This is a genomic window from Vibrio sp. JZG10 (assembly GCF_054064075.1).
In genome coordinates this window covers 51,539-73,081 of sequence record NZ_JBSUGE010000011.1, presented here as the reverse complement: position 1 = coordinate 73,081, position 21,543 = coordinate 51,539, and the positions used below count along the sequence as shown (strand labels likewise).

The window sequence follows — 21,543 nt, the reverse complement described above, 5'->3', positions numbered from 1 at the left end:
ATGCATGTTGCGAGTGACAATCTGGAAAAAGATAATGAAAAAAACTGAAAATGACCCAGCACTCACACTCAAGTATACTTCGAATACGAAACCAACCATGAAGCACAGAGAGTAACGATGATCGATACCCACGCGCACATCTATGCCAGCGAATTTGATAACGACCGCGATGAAGTAGTACAACGCGCCTTAGCGCAAGGCATTAATAAGATCCTGTTGCCAAACATCGATCTGGACTCTATTGAGCCCATGCTACAAACCGAAGCGGCATATCCTGACGTGTGCCACTCAATGATGGGACTCCACCCTTGCTATGTGGATAACAACGTTGAGCAAACGTTGGAAATCATCCGCGGCTGGTTTGAGAAACACAAGTTTATTGCGGTGGGCGAAATTGGTATCGACCTGTATTGGGACAAAACCTATCGCGCCGAGCAAGAGATGGCGTTCGTAGCTCAACTTAACTGGGCAAAAGAGATGGATTTACCAGTCGTTATCCACACTCGTGATTCGATTGAAGAAACACTCACTTTGCTAAGACAAGAGCAAGATGGTCGTCTGCGTGGTGTATTCCACTGTTTTGGAGGCAGCTTAGAAGAAGCGCAAGCAATCAATGAGCTAGGCTTCCACTTAGGCTTGGGTGGCGTATCGACCTTTAAGAATGGCGGGATGGATAAAGTCATTCCACATTTGGATATGCAGTGGGTCATTTTAGAAACCGATTGTCCATACTTAGCGCCTGTACCGCACCGTGGTAAGCGTAATGAACCAGCCTACACTTCTCTCGTTGCACAACGTGTTGCCGACTTGCGTGATGTCGATGTCGCAACTATCGATGCAATAACGACTGAAAATGCCAAAAAGCTGTTTAATATTTAATTCACGAAAATTGAAAAAAGCGACGAAATCAACGTCGCTTTTTTATTACCTAAACTATTGAATGAATGATTCAACCTATTGAAATAATAGAACAACCCACACAAAGTTATTGATAAAAATAATAATTAACTAGCAACTCTACTTACCTCTCATATCGCCACTTTACTTCGTCTGTTTTGCAAAACTGTCGACAATTAGACATATTCTTTTTCTATACTGCTTTATGCCCATTAATTAGCACAAATGTAAAACAGCATGAATATGGAAGTTGAAGTGTGTACACATGGTGCTTACTTACAACGCGTACCGCGCAGTTTTTTTCAAAAGCTGCTGGGCATCAAGGAAGTATACGTATGCACAAAGTGTGGTTACGTCATGAAAGTTAAGTAGTTAGCCCAATAAACAAACCAACCGCAAAAAAAGCGGCTCAATTGAGCCGCTTTTTACATCTACAGTAAACTTATTCTTCGGTTTCCGCTTCTGCCTCTTCGCCTCGACGCGTATAAAAACGCGCAAAGAACAAACCGACTTCAAACAGTAAACACATCGGAATAGCGAGTAAGGTTTGCGAGATCATGTCTGGTGGCGTTAACACCATACCTACGACAAACGCCGCCACAATGATATAAGGCCGTTTCTGTCTTAGATCTTCTGGTGTGGTGGCCCCAGTCCAACACAACAAAATAATCGCAACAGGCACCTCGAATGCGATACCAAACGCCATAAATAGCGCCAGTACAAAATCGAGATAGCTAGAAATGTCGGTCGCAAACTCTACCCCACCAAGAGAGATAGCAGTAAAGAAGCCAAACACTAGTGGAAACACCACAAAATACGCAAATGCCACACCGCAATAAAACAGCAGTGAGCTGGAAAACAGCAACGGCATAATCAAACGACGCTCATGTTTGTATAAGCCAGGAGCAACAAAGGCCCAAACTTGATACAAAATAAACGGCACCGCAATAAATACCGAAGCGATTAACGTCAACTTCAGTGGCGTGAAAAAGGGTGAAGCCACATCCGTAGCAATCATGGTCGCGCCTTCAGGTAGACGCTCTACTAAAGGTGCGGAAACAAACTCGTAAATGTGGTTAGAGAAATAAATTAGTCCGACAAACACCACCAACACTGCCAAAATTGAGCGCAGTAGTCGGTTGCGAAGCTCCAACAAATGACTAATTAAAGGTTGTGTCTGCTCGACGGTAGACATGGCAAACCTCTTATTAAAAACCAGATCAAAAAGGAGCTACCAATCACTAGTAGCTCCTCCTAATGAGACTATTCGGCTTTCTTATCTGCCGCTGTAACCTTGCTCTCTTCCGCTTTCTCTACCTTTTCTGCTGCTGGCTCTGTTTTTACAGGCTCAGCCTCTGAATCGGTGTTCTTTGCGTAAGGACGATTTACAGATTGCGCTGCCTTCTTCAATTCTTCGACTGAAGATTTCAACTCAGGGGACAAATCATCCATCCCCATTTGCTCTGCTTTGCGCAAGTTTTCTTGCAGCTCTTGGACTTTCAGCTCGTGTGACAATTCGTCTTTGACGCTATTTGCCATACTCTTAGCTGCACCGATAAAGCGAGACACGCTGCGAATAGCATGAGGCAAACGCTCCGGCCCAAGAACGACCAGACCAACAACAGATATTAATACCAGTTCCCAAAAACCGATATCAAACACGTTTTACGCCTGCTCTTTGTCTTTTTTCGTTTCAGGAGCAGCTTCTTTTTTCTGCTGCTCTTCTAGACTTTTTGGTTCGAAGTCTGCGTCTTTGTCATTTTTCGCAGGTTCATCTTCGCTCATCGCTTTTTTGAAGCCCTTAACGGCACCACCCAGATCGCCACCGATACCGCGTAGTTTCTTAGTTCCGAATAGCAATACAACAATTACAGCAATGATTAGAAGTTGCCAAACACTGATACCACCCATTCTCTTTACCTCGGGTCTTTAAATAAACAAAAATATTTCAAGAGTTTAACGTCTATTGACGATAAGCTCGCCAACTAAGCAGCCAAAATGTGACACCTGCGATACCGCTGGCCAACGAAAGCTGCTCAAAAGCATTGTTCACCAATATTGCCGAGCATACGACTAAAGTGGCGCCAACGCCAAATAAAAACTTTCCTGTCGCCTGCTGGCGCTTGCTCTGACGATACCCTTGGTAAAGCTGATCCATTCGTTGGTTCATCGCTTTACCTTGTTTCAGGCTATCGTAAAGCAGCTCTGGCAGTTCCGGTAACTTCTCCGCCCAAAATGGCGCGCGATCTTTAATCGCATTCACCAAAGCTTGCGGCCCAACTTGATTCATCATCCATTCTTCAAGGAATGGTTTTGCGGTCTCCCACAAATCAAGCTGAGGGTACAGCTGCCTACCAAGCCCTTCCACGTACAGCAGCGTTTTTTGCAGCAATACAAGCTGTGGCTGAACCTCCATGTTGAATCGACGTGCCGTGTTGAACAAATTCAACAGCACATGACCAAAGGAGATTTCGCACAGCGGCTTAGCAAAAATAGGCTCACACACAATGCGAATCGCGAACTCAAACTCATCGACATTGGTATCGGCAGGCACCCATCCTGAGTCCACATGTAACTCCGCCACTCGGCGGTAGTCTCGATTGAAAAACGCCAGAAAGTTTTCCGCCAGATAACGCTTGTCTTCACTATTAAGTGTACCAACGATTCCGCAATCTAGCCCGATCCACATTGGGTTCTCTGGGTGTTCTGGTTTGACGAACACGTTCCCCGGATGCATATCGGCATGGAAGAAGCTGTCTCGGAACACCTGAGTGAAGAACACACTCACGCCGCGCTCCGCGAGCAATTTCATATTGGTGCCATTTGCTTTCAAGCCTTCAATATCAGAGACTTGAATGCCATATATTCGCTCAGAAACCATGACAGTTTCATTACTGAAGTCAGGAAAAACTTCAGGAACATACAATTCTTCGCTGCCTTCAAAGTTGCGGCGCAACTGAATGGCATTCGCCGCCTCACGTCGCAAGTCGAGTTCATCAAGCAATGTTTTCTCGTACTCACGCACGACTTCAACTGGTTTTAAACGACGTGCTTCAGGCATCGCTCCGGCGACTATACGCGCCATTCGGTGCATCAGTTTTAGATCTGAATCAATGACCGGGCGAATATCTGGGCGGATAACCTTTAATACCACTTCTTGGTTAGAGTCTTTTAAACGCGCAGTATGCACCTGAGCAATCGACGCAGACGCCAGTGGTTTGATATCAAACTCGGTAAACCAGTTTTCTAACGGGCCACCTAATGCTTGCTCCATCTGCTTTTTTGCTAGCTCACCATCAAATGGCGCCACTTGGTCTTGAAGCAAAGCTAGGGGATCAGCAATATGCGGAGGAAATAAGTCACGGCGCGTTGACATCATCTGGCCGAACTTAATCCAAACCGGCCCCAGCTCTTGCAACGCTAAACGCAGACGCTCACCGAGTGGCTTTTCTGGATGCTTGTTCTTAATCCAGAACAGGCTTTTGCGCAGTAATAACGGAGCTTTGGTCAGTTGGTGATCGGGAAGCAGCTCATCTAAGCCGTATTCCAGTTGTACTTTGGCGATGTGGTATAAGCGCTTTAGTTCTGCTGGCGTCATGGTTTCTCCAATGCCGGCTTATCTGCATCCAGCTTATTCAGCAAAGCAGTCAAGCGTGCTTCAACGCGAGAAGCCTGGCTACGAACCTCATCAACCTGGTCGCAAAAATACGCCACTTCTAGAGGAGCAGGTGCCAACTTCCACTCTTCAGTCACTACTTGCGCAAGATGACGCTGGTGTTTCTCTGCTTGAGATGCGAGGAAGTTGCCTATGTTTTTTGAACCTTGCACAAAGGTATGTGCGGCGACATCGCCAGTTACGCGAGACAACCACTCTTCAACATCTGGCTTGCAATCCACCATCAACTGAGAGAATTTCTGCGCCAATTGAATATCGCCTTCAAGCTCAAGTTTATCTTGTTTAATAAGGCGAGTGATGTTGGCCTGGTCACGCAGCTCTGGCAACACGCTCAAGTTGAGCGATAAGTAGCAGTTTGGCTGTCCTTCGTAATGACCGAGCACATCAATTTGCTGACTAAAAACGAACGTCAGTGTTTTATTGATCTCTTTCAGATGAACTTGAATAACTTGACCTTTTAGACGCGCTAAACGACGGCCCAATGCAGGGTCGTCTTTGATCAGTGTATTCAGTGACGTTTCAATCACAGCGGTGATAAGTGGTTCAAATGGCATGCCGTTAACCCTTAGAATTTATAACCGCGATGCAAAGCCACAATACCACCAGTTAAGTTGTAGTATTTGGTGTTTTCAAAACCTGCGTCTTGCATCATGCCTTCCAGCGTTTCTTGGTCTGGATGCATACGGATTGACTCCGCTAGGTAGCGGTAACTCTCTGAGTCATTCGCAACTAGCTCACCGATTCTCGGCAACAAGTGGAATGAATATGCGTCGTATACTTTCGATAACGGCTCTAGCACTGGTTTCGAAAATTCTAGCACCAATAGACGGCCGCCTGGCTTCAGTACGCGGAACATTGAACGAAGCGCTTTGTCTTTGTCAGTCACATTACGCAAACAAAAACTGATGGTGATGACATCAAAATAATCATCAGGGAACGGCAGTTCTTCTGCGTTGGCTTGAACGTAATGCACGTTACCCACAATACCGTTGTCACGCAGTTTATCGCGACCAACGTTAAGCATTGAATTATTGATATCAGCAAGGATGACATGGCCTTCATCGCCAACAATGCGCGAGAATTTCGCCGTTAAATCACCCGTACCACCACCTAGGTCAAGAATACGTTGGCCAGGGCGAGCGCCACTACAATCGATAGTGAAGCGCTTCCAAAGGCGGTGAATACCACCAGACATCAGGTCATTCATGATGTCGTATTTTGTTGCCACGGAGTGGAATACTTCGGCAACCTTAGTCACTTTTTCGTCTTTTGCCACTGTAGAGAAACCAAAGTGGGTGGTTTCATTCTCTAACGTTGTATTGGATTGCAAACTTGTGTCCGTCATTCTAATTCCTCTTAGGCAGCGCTTTCTCTCTGCGGGGCGTTTGCTGACAAATAAAATCGCCCACTGCACTGCGGGCGATTAGTTTACTTTATCCTCAGCCGGATGTCTTTCTACTAACGGGTCATTTTCTGAAAATGAATCACTCTGCGCTAACTGTGCGAGGTCAGAAGAAATTGGTCGTTTGATTTCAACCCCAAGGTGCTTAAAGCTTTCGGCTTGACGAATCACATTCCCGCGCCCTGTGGCAAGCTTGTTCATTGCGCCTTGATAGCTTTGATTCGCCTTATCCAGCGCACCGCCGAGCCCTTCCATGTCGTCCACAAACAATCGTAATTTGTCGTAGAGTTTTGTCGCGCGCTGCGCAATCATTTTGGCGTTTTCATTCTGGCGTTCATTGCGCCATAGATTATCAATAGTGCGCAGTGCCACCAGCAACGTTGTTGGGCTCACCAAAATGATGTTTTGCTCCATCGCGTCTTTGATCAAACTTGGATCGGCTTGAATCGCGACTTGGAACGCAGGCTCAACCGGAATAAACATCAGCACATAGTCCAAACTCTGAATACCTTTGAGTTTGTGGTAGTCCTTCATGCTTAAACCCTTAATGTGCGCACGCAGTGCGGCTAAGTGCGCACTCAAAGCCTGATCTCGCTCAGCATCAGTTTCGGCGTTGAAATAGCGCTCATAGGCAACCAGCGCCATTTTGGAATCCACAACCACTTGTTTGTTTTGTGGGAGATGAACAATCACATCAGGTTGGTAGCGCTTGCCTGCTTCATTTTGCAAATTCACCTGAGTCTGATATTCGTGCCCTTCACGCAGTCCCGACTCGGCAAGCACCCTAGCGAGCACCACTTCGCCCCAGTTACCTTGCTGCTTGTTGTCCCCTTTCAGCGCTTGGGTCAAATTAACCGCTTCTCGCGTCATTTGCTCATTCAAACGTTGCAGGTTTTTGAGCTCATGCACTAAGGTATGGCGCTCTTTAGCTTCTTGGCTAAAGCTGTCATTAACGTGCTTTTTGAATCCTTCTAGCTGCTCTCGGAGCGGTGACAACAAACCTTCCAAACTCTGACGGTTTTGCAAGTCGACCTTCGCGGTTTTTTCTTCAAACAGTTGGTTGGCCAAGTGCTCAAATTGCTGTTTCAGGCGCGCTTCCGCTTGCTCTAGAATTTGCAGTTTTTCGGCATTGGCTTGGTTGATTTGCTCATGACGTGCTTGCTGCTCACGTAGTTGCGTTTCTAGACGTGATTTGTGCTCACGCATCTGACCAAGCTCATCAAAGTATTGCTGGCGCTCTTGCTTTACGGCCTCGAAGTAACGCAGTTTTTCCATTGCTGCCATCAGCTTTCCGTGTGTTTGGCGTACTTCAAACGCGGCTTTATCGCGCTCATCATCTAATTCATCCAACTCTTGCTGGGCATCGGCAAGGCTTTGTTTAACCTGTTCAAGCTGCTGTTGGTGAAGCTGCTTTTCTGAAACAAGTTGTTGTTCGAGAAGCTGAGTTTGGGTGATAAAACGCTGTTTCACCCACCAACCGACGGCGACACCACTAAGCGTGGCAGCGCAAAGAGAAGAGAGAATGAGAGATTGGTACTCAAGAATCCATTGCATAATAGCGAGTTAGCCTGTGTTTTGTATCTATAACAATGGTATTTAGACACTGGATAAATGTCCAGTTTGTTGGATGAAAAATCCTCGCATACACTAGGCCTTCCTATAATATTCTTTCTTCCGCTCAAATGAATCAGACCGAGCGGCACATCATCACGCAGAGGCATCATGAACGAGCGTCGCGCCCTAGGATTTGGGCTCTCAGCAGTATTACTTTGGTCTACCGTTGCAACCGCATTTAAACTCACGTTGGCAGAATTTACGCCAATCCAAATGCTGTGCATTGCCAGTATCGTCTCTGCGATTGCGCTGACGATAATCTGTGGTGTGCAAGGCAAGTTGGGCCAATTAAGTGCCACCTTCCTCTCAAACCCTTGGTATTACCTACTGCTTGGGTTGATTAACCCCTTGGCGTATTACGTCATTCTCTTTAAAGCGTATGACTTGCTTCCTGCATCTCAAGCCCAAGCAATTAACTACAGCTGGGCCATTACCTTGACGCTAATGGCTGCTGTTTTCTTAGGGCAGAAGATCCGAGCTAAGGATTGGCTCGCTTGCGGTTTTAGCTATGTAGGCGTGATTGTGATTGCCACACAGGGCAATGTTCTCGGCATGCAATTCGAGAGCCCGCTGGGCGTGGGGTTGGCGCTGCTATCGACACTGTTGTGGGCTGGTTACTGGATTTTAAACACCAAAAATAAGGCCGACCCTGTGGTTGGTGTATTACTTGGTTTTTTGGTCGCTATTCCATTTGCCATTGGTTTAAGTCTTTATGAAGGAGCGAGCTGGCAGGCAATCTCAATTAAAGGTTGGGCAGCGGTGACGTATGTCGGGCTATTTGAAATGGGGATTACTTTCGTCCTATGGCTGAGCGCCCTCAAATCGACGCAAAACACAGCCCGCATCAGTAATCTGATCTTTGCTTCGCCATTCATCTCACTGATGCTATTGGCAACCATCATTGGTGAAGAAATTCATCCATCAACCTTGATTGGTTTAATACTGATCATCAGTGGATTAGTGGTCCAACAAGTATCGTGGGGTAAAAAAACCAAAGCCATGAGCACTTCTCAATGATGAACAAAAAACCTCAATAAACGATGCAATGAGTTGGATAAAAAAGAGATATAGCTAACAGTTTAATGATAGAAAGCGCCTTACGCTGCTGGGAATTACCTAAGCGTTGGATACGATACCAACACGGCCCAATAGCTTAAGCTAGATTCTAATACCACTATCTTTGGGCGCTTCAGGACACGTTATTAATTATGTTTCGCTTCGCTATTCCTTCGCCTTTGATGGCAGACTGGCAACAGGCTCTGCAACAATGCTGTGATGCTACTCAAGCTCAGGGACAACTTTATACTCTGAGCGATACCCAGCAGTGGCTATCAACTGAGGTGTCCACCTCGGTTCAAAATCATTGCGCTATCGTCGAAGTGGTAGTGCAAGTTGCCGATCAATTTAAACCGACAGACTTGACGATAAGCCACACATCCTTTGGACAGCAAACCTTGAGCATAGGTCCAATTTGGCTACCAAATGGCGATCTGTTTGCCGTATTAGCGCTGACTCACCCTGACGATCAAATCACGGTAGTGTCTGCTTGGCTGAGTGCATTAGTGGGGCGAATGAGCTTTGATGTCAGCTCACACTACCAGCAAGAACGAACACGCCATCAAACTGCAGCGACCACACCATTACCGACGCTGCAAGAGTTTATCGACTGTCTTGAAGACCATATTTGGATAAAAGGCATGGATGGTCTTTATTCGATGACCAATCGAAGCGTAGAAAATGCGTGGCAAAAGACCAACAGTGAGATCATCGGCAAAGATGATTTCGCACTATTTAGCCACGAGCGAGCAGAGAAGTTCATTGAGGCCGATAACTTGGTCGTGGCGACAGGCACGCTGAACATCGTCGAAGAATGCCGCCAAATTGATGAAAACAATAACCCAACTTGGCTAGAAACCATTAAGTCTCCTGTCCGTGATAATGACGGAAACTTAATTGGCATTCTGGGCATGACACGCAACATCACACGCCGGAAAATGGTCGAAACGCAACTCTCATTGGCATCCAAAATTTTTAATAACTCACAAGAAGGCATGGTCATTACTGACCGCAATGCCAACATCATTGATGTAAACACAGCCTTTACCCAAATCACCGGCTATCGCTCTGAAGAGGTGATTGGAAAGAACCCCAGAATTCTGCGCTCAGGTCATCATGACCAAGGCTTCTATAAACAGTTGTGGCATCAGCTCGAAACCAAAGGTCAATGGAAAGGCGAGTTCATCAACCGAAAGAAAGATGGCAGCATTTACCCACAGTTAGCGACCATTAGTGCCGTAATGGACGATAAAAATCATCTCATTAACTACATCTGTGTATTTGAAGATATTTCCGTGCGTAAAGCACACGAAGAAAAACTGCAGCGCATGGCCTTTTATGATCCGTTAACGAATCTACCTAATCGCACCCATTTACTTAGCTTGCTTGAGCAACACATTGAAACCGGGCACAAGAACCAACAGACGTTTGCCACCCTATTTCTGGATATTGACCATTTCAAGCACATCAACGATAGCATGGGTCACTTTTGTGGTGATCAGTTGCTGTCTAAGTTGGCTATCCGTCTGCAAGATATTCTTCACTTAAATGCGCATGTGGCTCGTATTGGCGGCGATGAGTTCGTGATCATTTTGCCGGACGTCCACAGTGATGTGGCTTTGCTGGAAACCGTCGGCGATATTCTCAGCGTTTTCCAACAACCGTTCGACTTGGCAAATCACGACTCATTGCGCGTCTCGACCAGTATTGGCATAGCCTTATATCCAAGAGACGGCCAAGACAGCGAAACCTTACTCAAAAACGCAGATACGGCGATGTACTTAGCGAAGAAAAATGGGCGCAACGGCTACGCATTTTACTCACCAGATTTAACCGATAAATCGGTATCCCATGTGCGCATTCAATCTGCTTTGCATCAAGCGATAGAAAAGCAGCAACTTCGATTAGAGTTCCAGCCACAATATAACTTGGAGCAACATGCGATTGTTGGCGTTGAAACCTTATTACGCTGGCAGCACCCCGAATTTGGCCTTGTACCACCAGCCGACTTTATTCCAATTGCAGAAAAAACGGGGCTTATCCAAAGCATTGGCGAGTGGGTCTTGCTACACGCTTGTCAGCAAGGAAATGCTTGGCTGAAACAAGGCGTTGAGTTTGGCAGAATTGCGGTTAATGTGTCGGCATTACAGCTTCAGCAATCGAATTTCATTCAGAGATTGAGCGATATCCTCAATCAAACCGGTTTTCCTGCTCAACGGCTGGATTTGGAGATAACCGAGAGCTTTTTACTGATCGACCCTCAACAAGCCATTGCGTCGTTAAATCAACTAAGAGGGTTAGGCATCGAGATTTCTCTGGATGATTTCGGCACAGGCTATTCGTCTTTGTCTTATTTGAAAGGTTTACCCATCAATAAGCTGAAAATTGATCGTTCGTTTGTCAGTGATGTACCCAGCAACAGCGATAGCAATGCGATTGTGAATGCGATTATCGCCATGGGCAAAACACTGTCATTGAAAGTGGTAGCGGAAGGAATAGAAACTCAGGAGCAAGCCGATTACTTGTTCGAAAAAGGCTGTGTTTACGGTCAAGGGTATCTTTTTAGCCGACCTGTAAGTGCGGAAAAACTTTTTCGTTGAGCCAGCTTGTAGCCCAAGTCATTCTCGTGGAGCCATATCCTCGGGGATGGTTTGTCTTGGTTGACTTTGAGTTGATTGACACAACTCTAGACGCTCAACCAAAATATTAATGCAGACCAATAGCGGTACACCGATTAAGAGCCCCATACCGCCCCAAAGCCAACCCCAGAACACGAGCCAAACGAAGATCACTAACGGATTTAAGTTGAATCTTTTCCCTAATAACGTTGGCGTGACAAACTGACTTTCAATCAAGTTGATCAACAAATAGATAGACACCACAGTGAGCATAAAACTGACCGACTCCAACTGCAGATAAGCCACAAAACCGAAACTCACCATGGAGATGACTGGGCCGAGATACGGCGCAAAATTCATCACGCCAGCAAACGCACCCCACAAGAACGGATCCTCAAGGCCTAAAACAAAAAACACCGCCCCAACACTCAACCCAAGTCCCGCATTCACTAACGTGATAGTGCCAATGTATCGAGATAGGTCTTTCTGTAGTGCTTTGACCAGTTCAATCGCTTGGCGCTGCTTGGCAAACCCATGCAAGTACGATACTGACTTTCGAAATAAGCTGCGTCCGTGATTGAGCATAAAATAAACCATAAACAGCACGATCATCGCTTGTGTCAAAATGGTCGGCGTCGTGGTCGCGAGTGTCTTCACCAAAGAAAATACGGTATTGTTCCCGACTTCATCCATACCCATATCGCTGGCAATATTCAGCGGCGTATTAAGGTGATCCGCCGAGGCTTGAGTCACTTCACTCACTTCTTGCGACACATTTTTCACGATACTGGGCAGTTCAGACCACCACTGCTTAGCAGGCTCCGACATGGCAGCAAGGCCAATAATTGAAGCACCAACCAAGAATGACAGAGTCACCACGACGGTAATCGCGCGCGGTAAACCTTTGTCTTCAAGATAGTTAATGAAAGGACTGCATAACAGCGAAATAAAGGTACTAAGCACAATAGGTAACAAGATTGGCTTAGCAAAATACAGCCCAGGAACGAGCAATAAGACAAGAAGGGTTGCACCAATCGCGGTGTTGGCAGGGATGTTCAATTTCGCTGTCATAAAAAGGCTCAAGGTCGGTAGGAATCATTATCGGCGAAAGCCGTTATTGGGGATGCTCGACTTCTGTTTCTGTCGCGGTCTCTTCTGTCGAAGCAGTATTGCTTGCTTGTGGTTCAGCATTTTGACCTTGTTCTACGCCCGACTGGTTAGAAGACGCTGCCATAACTGGCTTGGCAAGCGAATCCGTTAGTTCGGAGACACTACTCGCCAATAGCCCCATGGAAGAGATAGAGGAAGTCAGTCGAGACAATCGACCCGCTTTGGCAGCGGTAACAGCAACGACAGCACTAATACCTAGCGTCGTCCAAGGATTTTCTTTCACAAACTTCTTAGCGGTAAACGTGAACATTTCCATCGACAAGCAGCATTGCTCTAAAGATGCCTTACCTTCCATCCGCTTGATTCGCATGGCTCGATTGAGCTTTTGTAGCGAGCGCATCCCACCCCTCCTGCAACTGTTCTGTCGTATTTTTGAATCCAAGGAAACCAACTAAACGCTTCTGCCACCAAGCTAAAGACAATAATGCCAAACCTAAAGACGCAATAAATACGCCCACGGCAACATACACGTTAGCGGTCAGCTGATAAGCCACCACACCAGAGGCAAGGCACAAACTGAACACGAACAATACCGACAATAAGGTAAAAACAATGGTGCACAGCAAAATCTGTCGCGCTGCGGACGCATTAATTTTCACCTCCAAGAGGAACAAATCTAACGTTGAACCCGACCACGCTTTCAGCGATTGAGTCAATTGGTCCAGTTGTGAAAGAATACTGCTCAAACCATTGATGGTTTGTTGGATACCCTGCTCTTCTGCCCCACTTGGGGCTCGACCGCTGTCTGCTGCGGCCGAGCCCGGTTGCTGGTTGGTGACTTGTCCGGAGTTATTCATTGGAACCCTCGCCTTCTGTTATGTGGCTTAATCCGTTGGACCGTGATTATTTGATCAGCTTCGAAACCGCCCAACCCGCAAGGAAGGCACAACCAATGCTCAGCAATGGACGCTCCTTGATAACGTTCTCTGCCGACTTGGTCGCCTGCTGAACGTGTTCCGCGCCCACATCAAATTTCTCTTTAGCTTGGTCTTTCATTGCGCCGACGGCTTCCGTCGTGGCTTGCTCCGCTAAGTGATATGCTTCTTCTAACTGCTCTTGAGGTTTTACTGTGCTTTCTTTTGTTGTAGCCATAACTAGCCTCCGTTGATGAGTTGAGTAGTAAATCAAGTGAAACAACTTTTGAACTCACTTACTCACTACAAAGCCATATTCGTGCCAAAACTATAAGTGCATGTTTTTAATTGGTTTTTGTTTTATTTCACGACAAATGCTTATCTGTACGTGTAATTCTTTCCAGACTTCCCCAGCATTCTTGTAATTTTTTCTTAGCGCCTTGTCTGCAACCCTCCAATTCTTGCGCAATAAACTCATAACCAATTGATTAATAGAAAAATAACATTCCTTGGCATACAACCTGCAACTAAAGATGAAACACCTGTGTTTGTTCCCCATACGTACAAACACTCCCATCACCAACCAAATCAGGAGTGAGATATGAAAAATGAAAATATCGCCTCAATCATTGAGCTTATCGAGAGCGGAAATGACATTTACAACAAGGCCATTGAGAACATTGACAACACTTCTTTGAATAATGTGTTGGTAGAACTGCTTAGAGTACGTGAGCGAGCGGTGCTTGAGCTTACTCCCTACACATTGGCAAATAACCAGGAAGACTCTGCCGACGACACTCCGGTTTCCTACACCATTAAAGCGCGTGAGGTGTACAGCGATGTGATGAAGGAGGTGTCTTCTGACAAAGAGTCCATGTATTTGGAACAGCTCGAAGGTGTTGAAAGCAAGGTGCTCAAAGAGATCGAAAACCTAATTACTAGCCACCCAGAGCAAGCGGATAATTCGGTTCTACTGAAAGTTCGCAGTGATATCAAAAGCTGTAAAGAAAAGCTCAGCAGCATCAGCCTTATCAGCTGATCCTTAGTGGTCGCCTTTGCAATCAAGCGCTGGCAGAGAAAATGGCCAACTCGTTTTGGCCATTTCTGATAAGACCACTGGCACCTCAATACAACCAAAACTAGAAAACACTAAACCGAGTAATCAACACGGTAGTCATAAATAAAGAGGTCAGTATGACATTGGATAATAATCGAGTAAGGGAGCTACTCGTAAAAATGACACACCATCGCCAAACGTGTTTGCCTCTCGTTAATCCGCAATCGCATATGACACTCGCAAGAGCGGCGTATCGATTCGTTAAAATAGAAAAAGTGATGATCAAAAAGATGGCGAAGTTGTTCTTCGACCAAGATGGTGAACAATTCATTGCAGAAAATGCCACCGAATACGGCGTTGCCGAATTAGGTAATTACAAAGAAATGCATTTCATGAACAAGTTGTTGTTAGATGATTTAAAAGCGCTACTCAGAGCCATTGACGACTCTAACTTAACGGCGCTTGTTTCTTACTGGTTAGCTGCTTTACAAGTCGAAAACGATGAAATTGAAAAGCACTTACCCCAGGGTGAGTAGTCATACTCACCCCCTTCTTCCTTTCACTTCGAGAACGACAAATAGACGCTCTCTCAGATACAAAAAATGCCGATATAAAAAAGCCGCTGCACCTACGCAGCGACCTTATTGGTTCCCTCAAAACTATGACTAAACCGGTAAACAAAGGCGCGCTATAAAGCACTAGGCAAATCGCGCATTATCCACTGCTTATCTGTTTTAAAGCTAAGCCGATTTACTTCTCCCGCTTGGGACAAATACATTCAACGATTTTGGACGAAGCTTGATCGCTAATTGCTCATCAGAATAAAGCTCACCATCAATCACATACTCAATCGGTTTGTTCGCAGAAATAGTGACATTCTGAGCCGTCGCGTATTGAAAATGAGTCGATTCCTCCTGCGCACCTACGCTGGTTAATGTCAGATCAGACAATGCGATGAGGCGTCCGCCTAAAGATTCGGTGTTATCTAAATACGTGATATGCAGCTTGCCATCGTCAGGCTGCGGAGCACCACCACCTTGCGCGAGCAACGTACTAAAAGGAGCGATGTTCGCAACGACAAAGCTATGAACTTCTAGCGTTTGTGATCCATTTTCGCGGTTTCCATCTTCAAATGGCGCATCCATCGCAACAGTCAACGTCTGCGTCTCTTCCGCCACCACCGCATTAAAAAAGCCCGTTAAGTAGGCCAATTGTCCAAAGGTGTTTTTCTCTTCTCGCTGCGCATGCTCGATCATTTTCTGCTCTAGGCCAATACCTAGGACTAACAATATAAGCCTCTGATTACACTCAGCCGTATCAATACGTTGGCAGTGACCTGCTAGCAATGCTTCACACGCTTTTTCGACTGGTGAGAATTTTGCGCCAACTCCATAGAGCACATGACATAACGCATTGGCGGTTCCGAGCGGAACAATACCGAGTTTGATATCGGTACCTACCAGCTGGCTCGCCACTTCCGTCACTGTGCCATCGCCACCCGCTACGATAATTTGCTTAGCACCACTTTCTTTTGCCTGCAGCGTGAGCTGCTCAGCGCTGAGATTTGTGGTGGTTTGATGAATACTCAAGCGATATTTTTTGGTTAGTTCACGAATCAAGTGCTGTTCGTTTTCCTCCCATTTTCCGCCACCTGCAACAGGGTTAACCACCATCCAAGTGGACTGATCCAGACACAGTACGCCTTTTTCACTTATCGCTCGTAACGTTTTGATCTGCAATTTATTCAATCTCGCGGTACTGCGCACGTCATTGATTTTTTTCATCACAGATTCAACCGTCAGCGACGGATCTTTGCTCAGTAGATACGCCGCAACAACAAACACCGATCGACCACGCCCTAACGCACAATGCACAACCACAGCTCGCGAGCACGAGATTTGCGTATCAATCCAGTTAATCGCATGGCGAAGGCGCTCTAGCGTTGGGGCTTTGTGGTCGAGTACCGGAATCGAAAGGTAATGAAACTGCTTGTCGGTCATCGCACTTTCAAGCCCAGCAAACTCTGCGGTGACATCGACAATACAAGAGATGTCATTGGATTCGAGAAAATCTAAGTCACTCTGAAATAGCCGACGGGAGAGGTATAAATTATCGCTGACTTTTTGGATTGGAGGCACAGTATCGCGCCGTCTTTCCCAGGCATTATACGCTCTAGCGCCCAGCAAAAAGGGGATGAATGCCCAGCGGATCCACCTGACAATCTTACCGTCTTGGTTTTTTCTAAAAATGGAGGGAATGTCGAAAACGTAGGCTACGCTGACTAATGCTAAAGAAAGAGATACCCACAAGAACAACAGGCTAACCATGATTTGGGGAATATAAATAGCGGCCAATAAACTGATCAGAGCGCCAAGAATATAATATTTGATGATAAACATTCGCTCTCCTTGCCTTCAGCGAGTGCGCTTTTTAGTGAAAGTGAGAATAAGCTGGTTCTAGTTTAGGCTAACTAGCTTGGTAAACGCTTTGATTGGGCCCCTTCCCGTGCCGAAATGGCACGAAAAGGACCAATACTCCACCTAACTAGCCATTTCTTCGACGTAGCTATCCGCTAGTTTCATTTTCTGCTGATCGGTCATCACCTTACCGGCCAATTGGAAAAAACGATGCTCTTCTTCTTCGAGGTGGTGCAATACTTTGTGACGCAAAGTTTTCATGAGGTTGAGCCATCCTGGCGAGCTCATGTCGGTTGCATCAAGCTGTGCAATCACTTTATCAATCTCGTGGTGCTCTGCGATGCCATGACGAGTAAGATCGATGGTTTTATCACTCTCGATTAAAGGCGCGTAGAAAAAGCGCTCTTCTGCGGCGGCGTGCTGTTCGAGTTCATCCTTAAGATTGTGATAAAACTCTTCGCGTGCAGGGGAATCTCCAGACGTTTCCATCAGAGCATCGAGTAAAAGGCGTTGCTTTTCATGACTCTCTTTTAGTACATCAAATATGTTTTTCATCTTTGACTCCTCATCTGATTGTAAACACTTGGGATAAAAGGAAGGGCGGTGATTGACCGCCCTTCTCTTACATTGCTGTGAACAAAAAGCTGACCTGACTCGACTAACAATCTTGGTCTTCTGCGTTCAAGTTCTCTTTAATATTTTCACACTCATCTTCAATCGCATTTTGAGTTTCTTCGGCGGCTTCATCTATCTTCTTGCCTGCCTGTTCCATTGGCCCTTCTTCACTACAAGCAGCCAGTGCGAACACCAAACCAAATACTGCGGCGATACGGTAAATTAATGACGTAAGTCGCATGAAATCTCCTATCTATTTACGTTTTTTCTTCCTAGCAGAACAATCACTATTGATACAATTAATGACAATAGGAATAGGTAAAATATCACTTGCGCGATAGAGGCCGCCGCCCCTGCAATACCAGTAAAACCTAGTAGTGCAGAAACCAGTGCCAAAGCCAGAAAAATAAACATCCAACGAACCATAGTGTTACCTCCTAATAAAATTGGGTTAGGTCACTCGGCTCGTTATTATTGAACCACTTCTAGCTTATCAATCACCTTATTTACATCATTGGTATTATTTGCAATTGAAAGTGCAAGATCATGCTCCGCATCTGAATTAACCTTACCTGCCAACGTTACCGTTTTACGTTCCGTCGTTACATCAATGTCCGTACCACTTACATTGGTATCCATCAGTAGGCGCGTTTTAACTATAGTCGTGATTTTAGAGTCGGTCAGTGTGGCTAATGCCTCTGAATCGGTTTCTTTCTTACCTTCATTCACCACTGACAATTCGTTGTTTACTTTTTTCACACCATCAAGACCTGTTACAAGCTCTTCGGCAAGCGATTTTTCAAGGTCATTGTTTACCGAACCAGAAAGGGTAACTACCTGATTTTCAACATCGGTGTTGATATCAAAAGAGTTAAGGTTACTGTTTAGCAGCAGCGTAGTTTCGGCTTTACCATCTAGCCAAGCGTCCATGGATTCTTTTTCCCATTTATCACTCGCTAAGACTGCTGTAGATGAAGTAGCAAGAACTGACGTAAGTACAATTTTAGCTGCGATGTTATTCATGGTAATTCTCCTTTATTGACGTTGTATTTCCATAGGAGCAAACCATGTGCCAAGTTTGTAACTTATTATTTTTAAAGGAATAATAAAAACAAGAGGTAAAAATAAGACGAACAAAAAAATATAAGCATGAATTATTTACACAGAAGAAATGTAATTTTTAATCGTTAATAATTTCGCAATCAATTACATAATACGCCAACAAAAGATGAGACATTATTTCTTCGACTTCACTTAATCGCAGAATTATTATTTAAAGCGTGAGACACCCGAATAAAGAAGCAATATTTATCAGAATTATTACTGATATATACCAAGAGAGGATCAACGACATTAAAATAGCCTACAGCCCCTTAAATCTATGCTGACAATATTTTGTCTTGTGCACTTAGAATAATCCACGTACATTGTTTCTGTCATAGTAAAGAGGACATTTCTATGTCGTTGCCAAGCCTGTTTCTACGAATACAAGACCCGACACTTAAAGATGCTATTGCCTCTTGCCAGGAACTGAACAAATTTCGTCTGCATAATACCGATGCCGCAGATAGTTGGATTGAAGGTTTCCTACAACTCAAGCCGGAAGTTGCGATTGTTGAAGTCGCCCACTTTACTAGCGCAGATTACCAGCGCCTTTCTAATATCGAAGACATCTACGATATGGACTTGATCATAATTAGCTCTGGTGCTCCAAACGAAAATTTGGATAAGCTAATGAACTTAGGTGCAATTTTTCACTACAGAAAACCCGTCGATATTGCCATTTTGACGGACACCCTAAGCGAAGTCAGCCAGTACTATCAGCAAAAACAAGATCAAGGACGTAAAGTGTCCACTAGCGATCTCGACCAATTTGGCCTTTTGGTGGGGTCCTCATCGCCAATGCATCAGCTCTATCGCATGATCCGACGCGTCGCAAAAACAGAAGCCAACGTCCTCATTGTCGGTGAAAGCGGCTCGGGTAAAGAGTTAGTCGCACAGACCATTCATTTAGCTAGCGATCGCAAGCAACAACCCTTTATCGCGATTAACTGTGGTGCGATTAGCCCAGAATTGGTCGATAGTGAACTGTTTGGCCATGAAAAAGGCGCCTTTACCGGAGCGAATAAAACTCACCAAGGTGTATTTAAACAGGCAGAAGGCGGCACGCTGTTTTTAGATGAAATCACCGAGATGCCTATCGAGCATCAAGTGAAGCTATTGCGTGTTTTGGAAACCGGAGAGTATCGCCCAGTGGGCAGTAATACGGTGCATATCGCCAACACTCGCATCATTGCCGCCACCAACCGTGATCCTAAAGTCGCCATTGAAGAGCAGTTCCTGCGTGAAGATCTGTTTTTCCGCTTATCGCACTTTCCATTAACGATACCGCCGCTGCGAGAGCGAGGCGGTGACATCGTCGGTCTGGCTAAGCACTTTATCGCGCACCGCAACGCAAATGAGGCTAAAACCAAAACCATTCTTGATTCTGCCATCCAAAAAATCGCCGTGCACGATTGGCCAGGTAATGTCCGTGAGCTCAAACACACGATCGAGCGTGCATTTATTTTGGCTGATGACACCATCCGAGATGAACACCTGATATTCGATACGCCACCATTGGAAACAGGCACCAGCATCGAAGACCTTGTTCCAGCGGGCGTTTCGCTAGAAGAGCTAGAAAAAGCCGCTATTCTCAATACCCTTGAAGAGAATCAAGGCAATAAAACGGAATCAGCGCAGGAGTTAGGCATTAGCGTTAAAACGCTCTACAACAAACTCGAAAAGTATCAAGACGAGTAACTAGCTGTGGAACTACAAAAAAGAGCACGGAATACGATTCAGTGCTCTTTTTTTATCTTATCTTTTATGCGGATGTGTAGCGTTTGATTACACCCACTGACCCGCGACAAAGCCGCTCGACCAGCACCACTGAAAATTGTAGCCCCCTAACCAGCCAGTCACGTCCATGACTTCACCAATGAAGTACAGCCCTTTGATGTCTTTGCATTCCATGGTTTTCGAAGATAAGTGATCGGTATCCACACCGCCTAGTGTCACTTCCGCGGTTCGGTAGCCTTCAGTGCCATTAGGGGCGATATCCCAATGTTCTAAGCGCGCCACAATCGCCGCAAGCTCCTTTTGATTGAACTGCTTTAGCGGTTTATCGACCAGTTCTTTACGTTCAATCAAGACTTCAACCAAGCGCTTTGGTAGCACTTTAGCGAGCGTATTTTTGAGCGACTGATTCGGGTGCTTTTCACGGCTGCGTTCTAATAACTCGGCAACATCATCATTTGGCACCAGATTAATCGACACCTTTTGCCCCGCTCGCCAGAATGATGAAATCTGTAAAACGGCTGGGCCAGATAAGCCACGATGTGTGAACAACAGGGCTTCTTTGAACATGGTGCCATCTTCAGCTGTAATTTCCGCAGGTACCGCGATACCAGATAACTCAGCAAAGTCTTCTTTGTCTTCTTTATGCAACGTAAATGGCACCAGCCCTGCCGTAGTTGGGATAACTCGAAGACCAAATTGTTCCGCGACTTTATAGCCAAATGGTGTCGCCCCCAGTTTTGGCATCGACAAGCCACCTGTTGCGATAACTAAAGACTCACACTCAACAATCTCAGTGCCAGCATGCAAACGAAAGCCTTCATCGATTTTCTCAATTGAGTGAACATCGCATTGGTAACGCTGCTCGATATTCGGCATATCACATTCAGCCAGCAGCATCTTCACGATGTCTTTCGCCGTAAACGCATCGACACAAAACAGCTGACCGTGATCGCGCTCTTCAAATTCAATACCATGCTTACACACCATCGAGATAAAATCCCAGTTGGTGTATTGAGAAAGCGCCGACTTAACGAAATGCGGGTTTTGGCATAGGTAGTTGCTGGCTGAGACGTCGTAATTAGTGAAGTTACAACGGCCACCGCCTGAGATAAGGATTTTACGTCCTGGCTTTTTAGCATGATCGAGCACCAAAACACGGCGGCCTCGCTTGCCGGCTTCTGCAGCACACATCAAACCCGCTGCACCTGCGCCAATTACAACAACATCAAATTTCTTACTCATCGGTAGCTCTTAGACTGATTGGTATCGAATCGAAATAAAAAAGGATGTGCACATTGCACATCCTTGCTTTCTAGGCGCGACATT

Annotated in this window: 23 protein-coding genes; 6 read left to right on the top strand and 17 right to left on the bottom strand. The window is 45.6% G+C overall.

Annotated elements, in window-relative coordinates:
* The first annotated feature begins 117 nt into the window (after positions 1–117).
* Positions 118–879 (top strand): TatD family hydrolase, encoded by a 762-nt coding sequence (locus ACWYVB_RS13125; protein WP_046874158.1) that lies wholly within the window; start codon positions 118–120, stop codon positions 877–879.
* A gap of 460 nt (positions 880–1,339) precedes the next feature.
* Here the strand turns inward: ACWYVB_RS13125 and tatC are convergent, their stop codons facing one another.
* The 7 genes from tatC to rmuC form a co-directional block, all read right to left on the bottom strand.
* Positions 1,340–2,092 (bottom strand): twin-arginine translocase subunit TatC, encoded by a 753-nt coding sequence (tatC, locus tag ACWYVB_RS13120; RefSeq protein ID WP_005394442.1) that lies wholly within the window; start codon positions 2,090–2,092, stop codon positions 1,340–1,342.
* A 68-nt stretch (positions 2,093–2,160) separates the two neighbouring features.
* Positions 2,161–2,559: a Sec-independent protein translocase protein TatB gene (gene tatB / locus ACWYVB_RS13115; protein ID WP_005382959.1), complete on the bottom strand. Its 399-nt coding sequence runs from the start codon at positions 2,557–2,559 to the stop codon at positions 2,161–2,163.
* Positions 2,560–2,562: 3 nt separating this feature from the next.
* The gene (gene tatA, locus ACWYVB_RS13110; RefSeq protein WP_005382958.1) at positions 2,563–2,808 is read right to left on the bottom strand and encodes a Sec-independent protein translocase subunit TatA; all 246 of its coding nucleotides are present in this window, start codon (positions 2,806–2,808) and stop codon (positions 2,563–2,565) included.
* 52 nt (positions 2,809–2,860) lie between these two features.
* Positions 2,861–4,495: a ubiquinone biosynthesis regulatory protein kinase UbiB gene (ubiB, locus tag ACWYVB_RS13105; protein ID WP_104974618.1), complete on the bottom strand. Its 1,635-nt coding sequence runs from the start codon at positions 4,493–4,495 to the stop codon at positions 2,861–2,863.
* Positions 4,492–5,127 carry a ubiquinone biosynthesis accessory factor UbiJ gene (locus ACWYVB_RS13100; RefSeq protein ID WP_005394440.1) on the bottom strand — a complete coding sequence of 212 codons (636 nt, stop codon included), beginning with the start codon at positions 5,125–5,127 and terminating at the stop codon, positions 4,492–4,494. The genes ubiB and ACWYVB_RS13100 overlap by 4 nt, the downstream gene beginning before the upstream one ends.
* 11 nt (positions 5,128–5,138) lie before the next feature.
* Entirely contained in the window at positions 5,139–5,918 is a 780-nt protein-coding gene (gene ubiE / locus ACWYVB_RS13095; RefSeq protein ID WP_457529122.1) for a bifunctional demethylmenaquinone methyltransferase/2-methoxy-6-polyprenyl-1,4-benzoquinol methylase UbiE, read from the bottom strand.
* Positions 5,919–5,996: 78 nt separating this feature from the next.
* The gene (gene rmuC, locus ACWYVB_RS13090; protein ID WP_005394435.1) at positions 5,997–7,529 is read right to left on the bottom strand and encodes a DNA recombination protein RmuC; all 1,533 of its coding nucleotides are present in this window, start codon (positions 7,527–7,529) and stop codon (positions 5,997–5,999) included.
* A gap of 168 nt (positions 7,530–7,697) precedes the next feature.
* Between rmuC and ACWYVB_RS13085 the strand changes: the two genes are divergently transcribed.
* Both ACWYVB_RS13085 and ACWYVB_RS13080 read left to right on the top strand, forming a co-directional pair.
* Positions 7,698–8,606 (top strand): DMT family transporter, encoded by a 909-nt coding sequence (locus tag ACWYVB_RS13085; RefSeq protein ID WP_047009379.1) that lies wholly within the window; start codon positions 7,698–7,700, stop codon positions 8,604–8,606.
* A 191-nt stretch (positions 8,607–8,797) separates the two neighbouring features.
* Positions 8,798–11,245, top strand: coding sequence for an EAL domain-containing protein (locus ACWYVB_RS13080; protein WP_203346752.1), 2,448 nt, complete (start codon positions 8,798–8,800; stop codon positions 11,243–11,245).
* Between the two features lie 18 nt (positions 11,246–11,263).
* Here ACWYVB_RS13080 and ACWYVB_RS13075 read toward each other — a convergent pair whose 3' ends face one another.
* Genes ACWYVB_RS13075 through ACWYVB_RS13060 form a run of 4 tightly spaced genes read right to left on the bottom strand, consistent with a single transcriptional unit; the run spans position 11,264 to position 13,525 of the window.
* Positions 11,264–12,334 (bottom strand): AI-2E family transporter, encoded by a 1,071-nt coding sequence (locus ACWYVB_RS13075; protein WP_006741768.1) that lies wholly within the window; start codon positions 12,332–12,334, stop codon positions 11,264–11,266.
* A gap of 43 nt (positions 12,335–12,377) precedes the next feature.
* On the bottom strand, positions 12,378–12,773 hold the full coding sequence (locus ACWYVB_RS13070) for a hypothetical protein (protein WP_240312135.1): 396 nt from the start codon (positions 12,771–12,773) through the stop codon (positions 12,378–12,380).
* The gene (locus ACWYVB_RS13065) at positions 12,718–13,230 is read right to left on the bottom strand and encodes a hypothetical protein (protein WP_047009376.1); all 513 of its coding nucleotides are present in this window, start codon (positions 13,228–13,230) and stop codon (positions 12,718–12,720) included. Before ACWYVB_RS13065 ends, ACWYVB_RS13070 begins: the two co-directional genes overlap by 56 nt.
* A 46-nt stretch (positions 13,231–13,276) precedes the next feature.
* A complete protein-coding gene (locus ACWYVB_RS13060) occupies positions 13,277–13,525 on the bottom strand; it encodes a hypothetical protein (protein ID WP_005394426.1) in 249 nt (82 codons plus the stop codon).
* A 363-nt stretch (positions 13,526–13,888) separates the two neighbouring features.
* Here ACWYVB_RS13060 and ACWYVB_RS13055 point away from each other — a divergent pair, with 363 nt between their 5' ends.
* Both ACWYVB_RS13055 and ACWYVB_RS13050 read left to right on the top strand, forming a co-directional pair.
* The gene (locus ACWYVB_RS13055; protein WP_005394423.1) at positions 13,889–14,326 is read left to right on the top strand and encodes a DUF2383 domain-containing protein; all 438 of its coding nucleotides are present in this window, start codon (positions 13,889–13,891) and stop codon (positions 14,324–14,326) included.
* Positions 14,327–14,481: 155 nt separating this feature from the next.
* Positions 14,482–14,880: a hypothetical protein gene (locus ACWYVB_RS13050; RefSeq protein ID WP_114323025.1), complete on the top strand. Its 399-nt coding sequence runs from the start codon at positions 14,482–14,484 to the stop codon at positions 14,878–14,880.
* Positions 14,881–15,084: 204 nt separating this feature from the next.
* On the opposite strand, the gene ACWYVB_RS13045 is transcribed toward ACWYVB_RS13050, so the two are convergent.
* The 5 genes from ACWYVB_RS13045 to ACWYVB_RS13025 all read right to left on the bottom strand — a co-directional run bounded on the left by ACWYVB_RS13045 (position 15,085) and on the right by ACWYVB_RS13025 (position 18,399).
* Complete coding sequence (locus ACWYVB_RS13045; RefSeq protein WP_248381433.1) at positions 15,085–16,743, bottom strand: diacylglycerol kinase family protein; 1,659 nt, start codon at positions 16,741–16,743, stop codon at positions 15,085–15,087.
* Positions 16,744–16,884: 141 nt separating this feature from the next.
* Positions 16,885–17,316 carry a hemerythrin domain-containing protein gene (locus tag ACWYVB_RS13040; RefSeq protein WP_193448006.1) on the bottom strand — a complete coding sequence of 144 codons (432 nt, stop codon included), beginning with the start codon at positions 17,314–17,316 and terminating at the stop codon, positions 16,885–16,887.
* Between the two features lie 103 nt (positions 17,317–17,419).
* Entirely contained in the window at positions 17,420–17,617 is a 198-nt protein-coding gene (locus ACWYVB_RS13035) for a hypothetical protein (RefSeq protein ID WP_048624594.1), read from the bottom strand.
* An 8-nt stretch (positions 17,618–17,625) separates the two neighbouring features.
* Positions 17,626–17,802: a DUF1328 family protein gene (locus ACWYVB_RS13030; RefSeq protein ID WP_012841233.1), complete on the bottom strand. Its 177-nt coding sequence runs from the start codon at positions 17,800–17,802 to the stop codon at positions 17,626–17,628.
* Between the two features lie 45 nt (positions 17,803–17,847).
* A complete protein-coding gene (locus ACWYVB_RS13025; RefSeq protein ID WP_012841234.1) occupies positions 17,848–18,399 on the bottom strand; it encodes a BON domain-containing protein in 552 nt (183 codons plus the stop codon).
* 435 nt (positions 18,400–18,834) lie between these two features.
* Here ACWYVB_RS13025 and ACWYVB_RS13020 point away from each other — a divergent pair, with 435 nt between their 5' ends.
* Positions 18,835–20,178, top strand: coding sequence for a sigma-54 interaction domain-containing protein (locus ACWYVB_RS13020; protein WP_457529115.1), 1,344 nt, complete (start codon positions 18,835–18,837; stop codon positions 20,176–20,178).
* An 87-nt stretch (positions 20,179–20,265) separates the two neighbouring features.
* Here the strand turns inward: ACWYVB_RS13020 and ACWYVB_RS13015 are convergent, their stop codons facing one another.
* Positions 20,266–21,459: a BaiN/RdsA family NAD(P)/FAD-dependent oxidoreductase gene (locus ACWYVB_RS13015; protein WP_006741765.1), complete on the bottom strand. Its 1,194-nt coding sequence runs from the start codon at positions 21,457–21,459 to the stop codon at positions 20,266–20,268.
* Positions 21,460–21,543: the final 84 nt, after the last annotated feature.